Here is a 12257-nt window from a genome sequence, read left to right as displayed (position 1 = left end):
GAGGGCACCCTAGGGGCCCTGGGTGTCCTCCTTGAGCGCCGCCACCGCGCCCGGGACGTCGTCCACCACGACCGCGTCCATCCCCGCTTCCGCGAAGCGCGCGGCGTCCACCGGGTCCGGACACCACGAGATGATCTCCAGCCCGGCCCGGTGGGCCACCTCCACCGTGAAGTCCAGCGGTCGGCGGCCGGGTCGCGGCCCTTCGCCGGTCACACCGAGCGCGCGGGCGTCGACCGCCACCACCGGGCAGCCCATGCCCGCGGCGCCGGCGATCGCGGAGTCCGCCGGGTTGCGCACGTACGGCATCCACGCCGTCGGAACCCCGGGGGCGCCCTCGCGGACCGACAACAGCAGTCCGGGGTCGAAGGAGCAGACGAACAGTCTGCGGCGCTCGGCCTCCCGGCGCAGGAAGGGAAGGAGGAGGGAGACGGTCCGCCGCGCGGGTGCGTCCACCGTGTCCTCCATCACAGTTTTGACGTCCACGTCCAGACCGATCCCGTCGGGGATCGCGGCCAAGCCCTCTTCCAGTCCCACCAGGCCCGCCTTCCGGCACTCCGCCGCGCTCAAGTCCACGACCGCGCGGCCGTCGTCCAGCGCGGCGTTGTGGAAGAGCACCAATCGGTCGTCGGCGGTGCGGCGCACGTCGATCTCGATCCAGTCCGCTCCGGTGCGCGCGGCCAACTCGAAGGAGGCCTCGGTGTTCTCCGTCGTCCCGTCCACGACACCCCGGCCCGCACCCCGGTGCCCGATGACCTCGGTCGGCTCGAATACCCCGCTCACGAACCCGCACCCGCCTTCTGCGGCGTACGGATCCGCCGGAGCAGTGTTTCGGCTACCTCGACGTCGCCCGGGTTGGTGACCTTGATGTTGCTCTCCTCTCCGGGCACGATCCGCACCTCTTCTTCGGGCAGGTAGCGCAGCACCACGCCGCAGTCGTCGGTGGCTACCAGCGCCGGATCGGCCATGGCCAGCTCGTAGGCGCGCCTGGCCACGCCCAGCCGGAACCCCTGAGGGGTCTGCATCCTGCGCAGCTGGGAGCGGTCCGGCGTAGCGGTAACCGCCTCTCCGCCGGTCCGTCCCGGTGCGACTTGAACGACGGTGTCGCTGCTGGGCACCGCCACACCCACAGCTCCGGCCTCCCCGAGCGCCGACACGCACGCCGCGACCGTCGCCGGCCGGACCAGCGGGCGCGCGGCGTCGTGCAGCAGGGCGAGGTCGGAATCCGCGGCCGAGGCCATCGCGGCCAGCGCAGCGTAGGAGGTGTCCGTCCTGGTCGCACCGCCCGGCGAGACCTTCGTGACCTTCTTGAACCCGGCGTCGGCGACGATGTCCTCGACCCGGCCGATCCAGGTGTCCACCATCAGCACGACGATCTCGTCCACCCCGGGGCTGGCTTCGAAGGCCGCGATCGCGTGCTCGATGATGGGGCGGCCGTCCAACGGCAACAGCTGTTTGGGGGAGGCCTCGCCCATGCGGGCACCGACCCCTCCGGCCAGAACCGCCGCGATCACCCGCGGACCTGTGGACATTGCTCTCCCACTTTCCTGAGGCTGGACGTCAGGGGCCGACCCTAGCCGAAGGAGGCTGACGTCGGGCGGGGGAGCGGGTGCCGGTCCAGCCTCCGGGGGAGGAGTCGGCGAGCCGGATCCGGGACGGACGGCACGTGGTTGGCACGGTCTGTCCCATGCAGCGGTAACCTGTGGACGCCTGTTAGGCGTGCCCGGTCCATACCTCATCTGATTCGGTCGTGGAGCCGGGCGCGGTCCGTGACGTCCCCTGGTCACCCGGACACGCCCCCGTGCCGGCCCCGGTGAGGGTAGGACCGCGTAGACGGCTGGTGCGCGCAGGCGAGTTCGTAGACGCGACTGTCCGGCACACCGTGAACCGGACGATCTCAAACCTTGGAGGTGGCGGTGGCGTCAAGGACGCTGGCCGTCTGGGAGCACCGGAAGGTCGTCGGCCTCCTGGTCCGGCGCGACCTGAAGGTCAAGTACCAGCAGTCCGTGCTGGGTTACGCCTGGACGATGTTGGAACCCCTCGCGCTGACGTTGGTGTACTACTTCGTCTTCGGCGTCGTTCTCAACGCGGACCGGGGCATACCTGAGGACGCACAGCCCTACGGCGGCTTCATCCTCTACCTCGTCGCGGGCATCCTGCCTTGGACCACTTTCGGAGCGATCCTCAGCGAGGCGCCCCGTGCGATGATCACGCACGCGAAGCTGATCACCACGATGAAGGTGCCGCGGGAGATCTTTCCCATGGCCACCGTCGGCACCAAGTTCATCGAGTACCTGCTCACCTGGCCGGTTCTGCTGATCTTCGTGTTCGCCCTTGGCGGCCAGTTCTCCTGGGAGGGCATGTTCGTCTGGCTGCCGCTGGCGATCGTGCTGACGTTCATGTTCGGCCTGGGCATCACCTTGTTCCTGTCCGCGGTGAACGTGTTGCTCCGGGACATCGAGCGACTGACGCGTATCCTGACCCGCCTGTTGTTCTACGGGTCCGCGATCCTGTTCCCGGCCGCGATGGTGCTTCAGTCCAACGCCCCTGAATGGGCGAAGAACCTCTACGAGCTCAATCCGCTGATGGGTATCTTCCAGATGCACCGCGCTATCTGGTTCGCTGGATTCGAGGAACTAACGCCGAGTCCCCTCGCGTTGACCTCGGCGGTGGTCGGTTCGATCCTGATGCTCGTCATCGGATACTGGACGTTCCGCCGTCTGGAGACGTCCGTACTGAAGGAGTTGTGATGGCGTCCACCTATGAGGCCGCGGTCACCAGCGGTCCGGTCATCGAGGCCAAGGGCCTCGGTGTGAAATTCGCCGTGAACCGCCGACGCAAGCGCAGCCTCCGTGAGATGTTCATCCACGGCAACAAGCGTGACCCCAACGCCGAGGGCGACGAGTTCTGGCCTCTGCGCGACGTGTCCTTCGACATCGCCAAGGGCGACTGCGTGGGCATCGTCGGCAAGAACGGCACAGGCAAGTCGACGCTGCTCAAGATGATCGCCGGGGTGCTCATCCCGGACGAGGGCAAGGTCAGCGTGCACGGCAAGGTCGCGCCGCTCCTGGAGCTGCGCGCCGGGTTCAACGACAACCTGACCGGCCGGGAGAACGTGTACCTGGTCGGCTCCCTGCACGGCATGACCGAGAAGACGATCGACGAGCGCTTCGACGAGATCATCGACTTCGCGGAGATCAAGTCGAAGTTCGTCGACACCCCGATCCGGCACTACTCCAGCGGCATGAAGGTGCGCCTGGGCTTCGCGCTCATCTCCCAGCTGGAGCACCCGATCATGCTGGTCGACGAGGTGCTCGCGGTGGGCGACAAGGCCTTCAAGCGCAAGAGCTACGAGGCCATCGACCGGATGCTGGCCAACGACCGCACCATGGTGCTGGTCTCCCACAACGAGAAGGACCTGCGCCGCTTCTGCAACCGCGGCCTCTACGTCAAGGGCGGCACGCTGGCCTTGGACACCGACATCGACTCCGCCCTTGCCGCGTACAACGAGGACACCAGGGTGGAGATCGAGGAGCGCAAGAAGAAGGACGCGGCGAAGAAGAAGCGCGCCGAAGCGGCCGAGAAGAAGGTCGAGTCGGAACAGAAGGACCTCGAGGCGGACACCGAAGCGAAGAAGGCCGACGACAAGAAGAACGACGGCCAGAAGAACGACGGCGGCCAGGCCGGCTGACCGGACGGAGCCGTCCCGAACCACTGGGGGGCCACCCCGGACTACTGGAGGGGCAACCCCGAGCGAAGCGCGCATCCCGGACTGTTCCGGTGGTGCGCTCTTTGCTGTCTGGGCCTGTCCGAAAGGCCCTCAGAGCAACCAAATCGGGGTACCGATCCCCATACGCGTGTCAGTGGTTGATTGCATACAGAGGGTGGGCGACGGTGACTCTCAGTTGAAACTGGGGGGTGCGGGCATGGCCAACGGCACAGTGGCGCGGGCGGTCGCGCGGATGTTGGAGCGCAGGTACGTCACTCGGACGGGGGTGACGCGCATCGCCGTCCTGCTGGCCGTCGCCGCGGCGGTCTGGTTCAGCCGGGCCGACCTCGTGGGTGCCGTCGCTGGGTCGGTCCTGCTCGGACTGGTCCTGTTCTGTGACGCGGTCAGGGCCAAGATGCGGGCCAACCGGCGGGACGCGCTCACCCTGTGGACCGTGTCCATGGCGGCCCAGCTCAGGGAGTACGCCGTCTACGTGGGGCTCGCATTCGGTGCGGCCGCCGCGGGGTCGGCCAGCGCCTGGGGCTGGGCGGCCGGGGCGCTGATCGCCTTGGCCCTGCGTGACACCCTCTTGGTGGCCCGCTCGGCCCCGCCGGCGGCCTCGGAGCCGAAGCCCTTGATCGTGCCCGCGCAGCGGCGAGCTGAGGGGCTCACAGCGCCGCAGCGGCCCGCGCAAGCCTCAGCCCTCGGTCAGGCCCAAGCCCCAGTCCCCGGCCAAGCCCCGGCCCTCGACCAGGCCCAAGCGGAGAGCTCCGGTCGCGCCGATGCCGTTCCGCTGCCCCTCCTTGCCCGCCAGGTCATGGTCTTCGGCCAGCCGATCCGCTTTCTCGTGATCGCCGTCACGGTGACCGCCTGGGACGCGAGGCTGGCCTTCGTCAGCCTCATCGTCGGCTGTGCCGTGGCGGTCACTGGAGAGCTCGTGGACCCGTCCTCCCGCGGTGCGCGCCGATGAGCGGGTCGGCGGACGGGCCGACGAGGGGTCCGACGGACGGGCCGACAGGCGAACCCGGGCGACCGCGCGAGCGGCTCGCACCCGCCGTTCCCGACCTGCGCTCCCTCCGTGATGACAGTCATATCGGGTATTTGCTGGGCAGACTCGTCCCTGGGGTGGCTCCGCCGCTGCTCACAGCCGTGGCCGGGACCGTGATCATCCTGGTGCTGATCGGGGGGAGCGGGGGAGAGCTGACAGGCATTACCCTGTTCGCACCGGTCGCTGCCCTGCTACTGTCCGGTTTGGCCTCGGGCCACCCCCACCACGGACGGTACGACTGGCTCGTACCCCCGCTGCTGCGCGTTGCCGAGTACAGCTTCCTGGCGGTGGTGGGACTCGCGTCCGGTGTACCCGGTCCCCTGGTGTTCGTACTCTTGGTAGCAGTCGTCTGCCACCACCGCGACGATGTCGCACGTCCGTCGGTCGGGGTGAACCGGCCTGCGTGGCTGCGACGCGCCGCTCTCGGATGGGACGGTCGCATGCTCGTCATCGCGGTCGGGGGCGCGTTTTCCGCGCTTACCGCCGCCTACGGCATACTCGCCGGGTACCTGGCGATCCTGCTCGTGCGCGAGGCCGTACGTACCTGGAGCGCCACGCCGGTGACCGACGTGCGGGTCAGCGCCGCCGCGACAGGAAGTGGCGCCGCCGTCCAGGGGGATCGACCGATCGCCCGAAACGACGACGGGGGCCGACCGGCCACCGGAACGAACGGGGAGGCGTGAAGGCCTCCTCGACCTAAGGAGGAACACGCCCTCATGCTCGGAATGGTTCTCGCCGCAGGAGCGGGGCGCCGTCTGCGTCCCTACACCGACACCTTGCCCAAGGCCCTCGTGCCAGTCGACGGCGAGACGACCATCATGGACATCTCGCTGCGCAACCTGGCCGCCGCGGGGCTCACCGACGTCGTCGTCGTGGTCGGCTACCGCGCCGAGGCGGTGGAGGAGCGCAAGGAGGCGATGGAGGAGCGCCACGGTGTGAAGCTCACCCTCAGCTACAACGACAAGGCCGAGGAGTGGAACAACGCCTACTCGCTCTGGACCGCACGTGACTTCTTCTCCGAGGGCGTCCTCCTTGTCAACGGTGACACCGTGCACCCGGTGAGCATCGAGGAAACGCTACTCGCCGCCCGGGGACCGGAACTGCTCCTCGCGGTGGACAACGTGAAAAACCTCGCTGAAGAGGAGATGAAGGTCACCCTCGACGAGGGCGGGCACATCCAGAACATCACCAAGCTGATGGACCCGGCCTCCGCCGCCGGCGAGTACATCGGCGCCACCCTCATCGAGGGCTCGCTCGCACCGCGCCTGGCCGACGCCCTGAAGGCCACCTGGGAGCGCGACCCGCAGCTGTACTACGAGGACGGCTACCAGGAGCTCGTCCGCCGCGGCGAGAAGCTCTCCGTCGCCCCCATCGGCAAGGTGGACTGGGTCGAGGTCGACGACCACGACGACCTGGCCAAGGCAAGGGAGATCGCGTGCCACTACTAGCTCGAATGCTGCCCTCCCCTCTGACGATCGACGTGCGTCGGGGGGCCATCGCTTCGCTCGGAACGGTGCTGGCCGACAGCCGCATCGCCACCGAGGGCCGCATCGCTGTCGCGGTGGGGCCGGGGCAGGGTGCGCAGATCGTCGCCGACCTGGACCTGCCCCAGTGCGAGATCTTCCAGGTCGACGAAGGCACCGTCGACGCGGCGGACGAACTGGGCAAGAAGCTGCGTTCCGGCGCCTACGAAGCCGTGGCCGGTGTCGGCGGCGGCAAGACCATCGACGTCACCAAGTTCGCCGCGACCATGGCGGGCATCCCCATGGTGGCCGTGGCCACGAACCTGGCCCACGACGGCATCGCCTCCCCCGTGAGCTCCTTGGAGCATGAGGGCGGCAAGCCGTCGATCGGTGTCACCATGCCCCTCGCGGTGGTCATCGACGTCGACTACGTCCAGGCGGCCCCCGCGCACCTGGTCCGGTCCGGGGTCGGTGACGTGGTCAGCAACATCTCGGCCATCGAGGACTGGGACCTCGCGGGGCGGGTGAACGGCGAGCAGGTGGACGGCATGGCGGTCACCTTCGCGCGGGTCGCGGCCGAGGCGGTACTGCACCGCCCGGACTCGATCGAGTCCGACGGCTTCCTCAAGGTCCTGGCCGAGGGGCTGGTGCTGTCCGGCATGGCCATGACGGTCGCGGGGTCCAGCCGTCCGGCCAGTGGCGCCTGCCACGAGATCCTGCACGCCGTCACCCAGCTCTACCCCGGGACCAGCAACCACGGAGAGCTCGCCGGCCTGGGCGCCCTGTACGCGTCTTACCTGCGGGTCAAGCACCTGGACTGGCCGCAGGCGCGGCTGGAGGAGATCCGCTCCTGCCTGCTCCGGCACAACCTGCCCATCGTGCCGGAAGACGTCGGCCTCGACCAGGCGTCGTTCGCGCGGGCCGTGGCACACGCCCCGGGCACCCGTCCGGGCCGGTTCACCATCCTTGAACACCTGAACCTCTCCGAGGACGAGATCGGGCGGAGTGTCGCGGACTATGTCGAAGCCGTCGGTCGCTGAGGTCCGCGCGGGCGGCCAGCCCGCGGGGATCAAGGAGCGCGTCAACGAGGAGCACTGGGCCGGCCGTCTCTACATGCGGGACATATCCCCGTATCTGACGACCTTCTTCGTGCGTCTGCGCGTGCCGCCGAACCCCATCACGTACCTGATGATGGTGTTCGGCGTGCTCGCCGGGGTCATCGTGGCCTTCGGCGGGCTCTGGTCGGCGATCCTCGCCGCCGTGTTCGTGCAGATCTACCTCTTGTTGGACTGCTCCGACGGTGAGGTGGCCCGGTACACGGGCCGCACCAGCGTGGCCGGAATCTACCTGGACCGCATCGGCCACTACGTGTCCGAGGTCGCCCTGCTGATCGGTCTGGGCATCCGCGCCCAGGGCGAGTTCGAGTCGGGCGGCTGGGTCATCCTGGGCATGACGGCCGCGCTGGGTGTCGTGCTGATCAAGGCCGAGACCGACAACGTGGTGGTCGCCCGCGCCAAGGCGGGCCTGCCGGAGAAGATCACGGACGAGGCCATGAAGCCCCGTTCGTCCGGTCTGAGCCTGGCTCGGAGGCTGGCCTCCGCGCTGAAGGTGCACCGCCTCATCCAAGCGGTCGAGCTGTCGCTCATCGTGGTGGTGGCGGCCGTCGCCGACCTGTTCCTGGGGGACCTGGTGGCCACCCGGATCCTGGTCGTGGCCTGCGCCGCCGTAGCGGTGCTGATGAGCTTCGCGCACTTCGTGAGCGTGCTCGCCTCCCGGCGCCTCGAGTAACGCGCCCAGAACGATTCGGCGCCACGTACGGAGCCGTGGACGATACCCCGTTCACGGCTCCGTACACTTCTCTTTTATTCTTTCGTTAGTCTGTTTCTGCGATGGTTGACGTGTGTCCACCTGTCAGCCGCACTTCGTCCACTGAACGGTCGCAACCATGGCCACACCCGTGATCCCGCCCTCACCAGGCTCCGGAACGTCCACGACGGAGGACTCCCAGGTGCCCCGAGTGGAACGGAGCAGTTCCCAGGTGCCCGGTACCGGAAAACCCACCCTGTCCTGTGTCCTGCTCACCATGGGCACCCGCCCGGCCGAGTTGCGGCGCGCGATCACCAGTGTGTTCGAGCAGGAGGGCGCCGACGTCGAGGTGGTCGTCGTCAGCAACGGCGCCGAGCTGCCCGAACTCCCTGAGGGCGTCATTACCGTGCCCCTTCCGGAGAACGTGGGCATCCCCGAGGGCCGCAACCACGGCGTGCACGCCACCAAGGGCGATGTCGTCCTGTTCCTGGACGACGACGGCTGGTACCGCTCCATGGACCTCGCCCGCCACGTACGCGAGCGCTTCGCGGCCGACCCCGCGCTGGGCGCCCTGTCCTTCCGTATCGCCGACCCCGACGGTGGCCCGGACCAGCGGCGCCACGTGCCCCGGCTGCGTGTCGGCGACTCCCGGAAGTCGAGCCGGGTCACCACCTTCCTCGGCGGGGCCAGTGCGGTCCGCCGGACCGCCTTCGACGAGGGCGGCGGGCTCCCGGGAGAGTTCTTCTACGCCCACGAGGAGACCGATCTGGCCTGGCGCATCATGGACGCCGGCTACACCATCGAGTACGACGCCGACGCCGTGATGTACCACCCCGCGGTGGCGCCGACCAGGCACGAGAACTTCTACCGGCTCAACGCCCGCAACCGGGTGTGGCTGGCCCGCCGCAACCTGCCGTGGCCCCTGGCCTTCGCCTACTTGGGCACCTGGGTGGGGCTGACCGTGATGCGCGAGCGCGACCGTGCCGCGCTGAAGTCGTGGTTCGCCGGTTTCCGGGAGGGTTGGCGCGAGGACCCGGGCCGCCGTACTCCCATCAGCTGGCGCACCGCCTGGCGCATGACGCGAGCAGGACGTCCCCCGGTGATCTAACCTCGGGGTGTCCCTCGTCCCCCAAGGAGAGTGCTCGTCCCTTATGCTCACCGGTCCTATCCTCCTGATCTTCTTGTTCCTGCTCCTGGTCATCATCGGCCTCGTGGTGGCGCTCGTGATCGTGTCCACGAGGAAGAAGCAGTCCGGGCCGCACGCGGGCCAGGCCCCGTACGGCCAGTACCCGCAGCAGGGCCAGTACGCGCCGCACCCGGGCCAGCAGCCGCCGCACGGGTACAACCAGCCGCCGCACCAGGGCCACCCCGGCCAGTACCCGCCGCCCGAGCAGCCGCCCGGCCAACCGCAGGCGCCGCAGCCTCCCGGCCCCCAGGGTCCGGGGCCGCAGTGATCCTGAACACCGGGTGGGCGCGAAATCTCTGATGTTCCTGGTGGGAAAGCGATAGATTCTGGGGACAGACCCACACGTTCCCAGTCGAGAGCGGGGCGGTAGCCGTGTCCGAACAGCCGTTGGTCCAAGCGACGGAAGAGCCCTTGCTGTCCCGGCCCGCAGCTACCGTTTCCGCGTTGAGAGATGCCGTCACCCGCCTGCTTCCCTCCCGGGTTCCGGAGTTCGACCGGCGCTTGGTCGAGGCGAGCACGACCGCCCAGACCAAGCAGGACTTGCGGCCGTTGCGGCTGTTCTGCCGTTACTGGGGGCAGGTCATCGAGATCCAGCGCCATCCGGACGTGGCCCGTCGACTGGATGAGATGTTGGCCGTGGTGGATCAGGGGCAGGGGGACACGCGTGCCGCGATCAGCGAGATTTCGGCGATCATGGCCTGGGCTGATGCGGAGTTGGACGCTTGACCGAGTGGACGTGGAGCTTTGATCCCCCTGACCTGGCGGAGGGCCTCCCCGTCGGAACCGTTGCCGAGATCGAGCGTCTGGCCACGGAGCTGGCCGCACTGGGTGAGTTGGCGGACAACGCGGGAAACCCGAAGGAGCGTGCTGGGGGTCTGCGTGACTTTCCCTTCTCGGACGACAAGGGCTACCTGCACTTCCTTCTCTCGCATCAGTTGAAGGAGATCGTTATCGTCCGCAGCACCTACTGCGGATGACGATGGGGGCGGGCGCCGTACGGCGCCCGCCCCCATAGCTGTGGATCAGATCTCGGTGACGGCCTCGTCGTACTCCAGCCGCTCCAAGCGGTCGAACCACGCGTCGGGTCCGGGCTTGCCGATGTTCATGACGACGAGCGGGGTCTGGGTGGAGTCCTCGCCGAAGAACTCCTTGCGGACACCCTCGGCGTCGAAGCCGGTCATCGGGCCGGCGGCCAGTCCGGCCGCGCGGACACCGACGATCAGGTAGCCGACCTGCAGGAGCGCGTTCTGCAGGGCCATGGACTCACGGGCCTCGACCGGCATTCCCGCGAAGTTCTCGCGGGCGTCCGGCACGACGGGGAAGGTCTTGGGGAAGTGCTCGTGGAAGGAGCTGTCCGCGGAGAGGACCAGGGCGAGCGGGGCCGTGGAGGTCTTGGGGGCGTTGCTGCCGGCCATGTGCCTCACCAGGCGCTCGCGGGCCTCGGGGGAGCGGACGACGGTGACGCGCAGCGGCTGGTTGTTCATCGCCGTGGGGCCGTACTTGACCAGGTCGTAGATGGCGCGCATCTGCTCGTCGGTCACCGGCTCGCCGGTAAAGGTGTTGGCGGTGCGGGCGCTGCGGAACAGCAGGTCCTGCGTGTCCTTGTCCAGGACCAGGTTGTCAGTCATGTCGTACCCCGGCGGTGCTTATGGGCAGGGAAGTGCCGTGCGAAGCGGCACCGGGCACAACATTATTGACTGGGAAGATATTTCTATGAACAACGATATGTGAGCTCGTTCACCGAGCCGGGTACGCGGCGGCCTGGAACGGCCGGATCGGCCGAGGGGAGCGCTGCCGCGGGACCCGCTGGCCGGACGTGCGCCGCCGCTGGAAGAGGGAGCTCGGCTCGCTCGCCTCAGCCACCCACTCCTCCAGCCGCTTCACGAACAGCCGCGCCTGCACCGGCCAGTGGAACGACACCTGCGCGATCCGGTGGCCGTTCCGGGCGTACTCGAGGCGGGTGTGCTCGTCGCGGCGCAGGTCCAACACGGCCCGCGCGGCGGCCGACGGGTCCTCGAACGGCACGACCGTTCCGGTCCGCCCCTCCGGGCGCTTGGACACCAGCGCCTCGGCCAAGGGGTTGGGTGTGGTGATCACCGGCAGGCCATGGGCCATGTACTCGACCACCTTCGTGGGTAGGGAGTGCCGGTAGTTGTCGGTGTCGTGCAGGAGGCTGATTCCGGCCAGGGCTCCGGACGCCATGCGCAGGGCGCGGTCGTTCGGGACGAAGCCGTACCAGTGCAGGGCGTTCTCCTGGTGGGCTTCCCGCAGCAGAGGGCGGACCCCGTGGTCGGCGCCGCCGATGACCTCCAGGCGGACACCGTGGTCGCGCAGCTCGCGGCCCATCCCGACGAGGTCCTCGGCGCCCCGCGCCCGTGAGACGTGCCCCAGGTAGACGACCCGGTCGTCACCGGGCTCGCGGTGCGGTCTGTCGGGTACCTCGGTGGTGTTGGGTACCACCATGTGCTCCTCGCGGAACCTGGTGCGGTAGCCTTCCTCCGCCAGCAGCAGGTGCATCCTGCGTTCGGCGCGGCGCTCGAAGCCGCGCACCACGCTGCCGAGCGGCTTCCTTAGCGGACGGGGCACCCACGGTTTGGTGAGCAGGGCGGAGGCCGTGTCCTCGTGGACGTCCCACACGGTCACCGGGCGGTTGGCGGGCAGCGCCAACAGGAGTTCGGGGTCGTGGAAGAGCAGCAGGTCCGCTTCGGGAGCGAGCCGCGCCAGGATCGCGCGGGCAGCACGGATCGACGCGAGGCGGTCGCGGCCGGAGGCGCGCGGCACGTCAACCGAACGGATCTGGTCCCAGGGGGTTACACCGCACTCCCGGAACGGGGCGACGTAGGTCACCGTGTGCCCTGCGTCCACCAAGGACCGAATCTGGCGGTGCAGGATCCGGGCGTCCTCTGGGTGGTGCACAATCGTGGCCACAAGTGCGTGCATCGAGATCACCTACGCGTGTCACCGGTTGTTCGGTCTACTGCGATGATCCGCCGCTACGAGGCGGTATCAGCTGCACGACACGGTATTCACCTGCGGAAACACACTGAG

General features: G+C 68.7%; 14 protein-coding genes and 1 pseudogene. 11 read left to right on the top strand and 4 right to left on the bottom strand.

Going from position 1 to position 12257, the window contains the following annotated elements:
* Nucleotides 1-9: 9 nt before the first annotated feature.
* Nucleotides 10-780 (bottom strand): glycerophosphodiester phosphodiesterase, encoded by a 771-nt coding sequence (locus tag ACYVDG_RS02230; protein ID WP_460746375.1) that lies wholly within the window; start codon nt 778-780, stop codon nt 10-12.
* On the bottom strand, nt 777-1529 hold the full coding sequence (locus ACYVDG_RS02225; RefSeq protein WP_460746374.1) for an IspD/TarI family cytidylyltransferase: 753 nt from the start codon (nt 1527-1529) through the stop codon (nt 777-779). The genes ACYVDG_RS02230 and ACYVDG_RS02225 overlap by 4 nt, the downstream gene beginning before the upstream one ends.
* Nucleotides 1530-1901: 372 nt before the next feature.
* On the opposite strand from ACYVDG_RS02225, the gene ACYVDG_RS02220 reads away from it, so the two are divergent.
* From ACYVDG_RS02220 to ACYVDG_RS02170, 11 genes and pseudogenes are all read left to right on the top strand, one after another.
* Nucleotides 1902-2747, top strand: coding sequence for an ABC transporter permease (locus ACYVDG_RS02220; RefSeq protein WP_460746371.1), 846 nt, complete (start codon nt 1902-1904; stop codon nt 2745-2747).
* 197 nt (nt 2748-2944) lie between these two features.
* Nucleotides 2945-3688, top strand: a pseudogene (locus ACYVDG_RS02215) (ABC transporter ATP-binding protein); the annotation flags it as partial.
* A gap of 235 nt (nt 3689-3923) precedes the next feature.
* Nucleotides 3924-4676 (top strand): hypothetical protein, encoded by a 753-nt coding sequence (locus ACYVDG_RS02210; RefSeq protein ID WP_460746370.1) that lies wholly within the window; start codon nt 3924-3926, stop codon nt 4674-4676.
* On the top strand, nt 4673-5437 hold the full coding sequence (locus ACYVDG_RS02205) for a DUF5941 domain-containing protein (RefSeq protein WP_460746368.1): 765 nt from the start codon (nt 4673-4675) through the stop codon (nt 5435-5437). The genes ACYVDG_RS02210 and ACYVDG_RS02205 overlap by 4 nt, the downstream gene beginning before the upstream one ends.
* A gap of 33 nt (nt 5438-5470) precedes the next feature.
* A complete protein-coding gene (locus tag ACYVDG_RS02200) occupies nt 5471-6202 on the top strand; it encodes a phosphocholine cytidylyltransferase family protein (protein ID WP_460746367.1) in 732 nt (243 codons plus the stop codon).
* A 5-nt stretch (nt 6203-6207) separates the two neighbouring features.
* Nucleotides 6208-7257 (top strand): iron-containing alcohol dehydrogenase family protein, encoded by a 1050-nt coding sequence (locus ACYVDG_RS02195; protein WP_460746365.1) that lies wholly within the window; start codon nt 6208-6210, stop codon nt 7255-7257.
* Complete coding sequence (locus tag ACYVDG_RS02190) at nt 7235-8005, top strand: CDP-alcohol phosphatidyltransferase family protein (protein ID WP_460746363.1); 771 nt, start codon at nt 7235-7237, stop codon at nt 8003-8005. The genes ACYVDG_RS02195 and ACYVDG_RS02190 overlap by 23 nt, the downstream gene beginning before the upstream one ends.
* A 295-nt stretch (nt 8006-8300) precedes the next feature.
* Entirely contained in the window at nt 8301-9131 is an 831-nt protein-coding gene (locus ACYVDG_RS02185; protein ID WP_460746646.1) for a glycosyltransferase family 2 protein, read from the top strand.
* Between the two features lie 43 nt (nt 9132-9174).
* On the top strand, nt 9175-9477 hold the full coding sequence (locus ACYVDG_RS02180) for a hypothetical protein (RefSeq protein WP_460746361.1): 303 nt from the start codon (nt 9175-9177) through the stop codon (nt 9475-9477).
* A 104-nt stretch (nt 9478-9581) separates the two neighbouring features.
* On the top strand, nt 9582-9935 hold the full coding sequence (locus ACYVDG_RS02175; RefSeq protein WP_460746357.1) for a DUF6247 family protein: 354 nt from the start codon (nt 9582-9584) through the stop codon (nt 9933-9935).
* Nucleotides 9932-10186: a hypothetical protein gene (locus tag ACYVDG_RS02170; RefSeq protein ID WP_460746353.1), complete on the top strand. Its 255-nt coding sequence runs from the start codon at nt 9932-9934 to the stop codon at nt 10184-10186. The genes ACYVDG_RS02175 and ACYVDG_RS02170 overlap by 4 nt, the downstream gene beginning before the upstream one ends.
* A 45-nt stretch (nt 10187-10231) precedes the next feature.
* Here the strand turns inward: ACYVDG_RS02170 and ACYVDG_RS02165 are convergent, their stop codons facing one another.
* Nucleotides 10232-10837 carry a malonic semialdehyde reductase gene (locus tag ACYVDG_RS02165; protein WP_460746348.1) on the bottom strand — a complete coding sequence of 202 codons (606 nt, stop codon included), beginning with the start codon at nt 10835-10837 and terminating at the stop codon, nt 10232-10234.
* Nucleotides 10838-10946: 109 nt separating this feature from the next.
* Nucleotides 10947-12149: a glycosyltransferase gene (locus ACYVDG_RS02160; protein WP_460746344.1), complete on the bottom strand. Its 1203-nt coding sequence runs from the start codon at nt 12147-12149 to the stop codon at nt 10947-10949.
* Between the last annotated feature and the right edge of the window lie 108 nt (nt 12150-12257).

The sequence above is a fragment of the Nocardiopsis oceani genome, assembly GCF_054777395.1.
The sequence above is the reverse complement of the archived record's forward strand: the minus strand, read 5'-3'. Positions and strand labels throughout refer to the sequence as shown.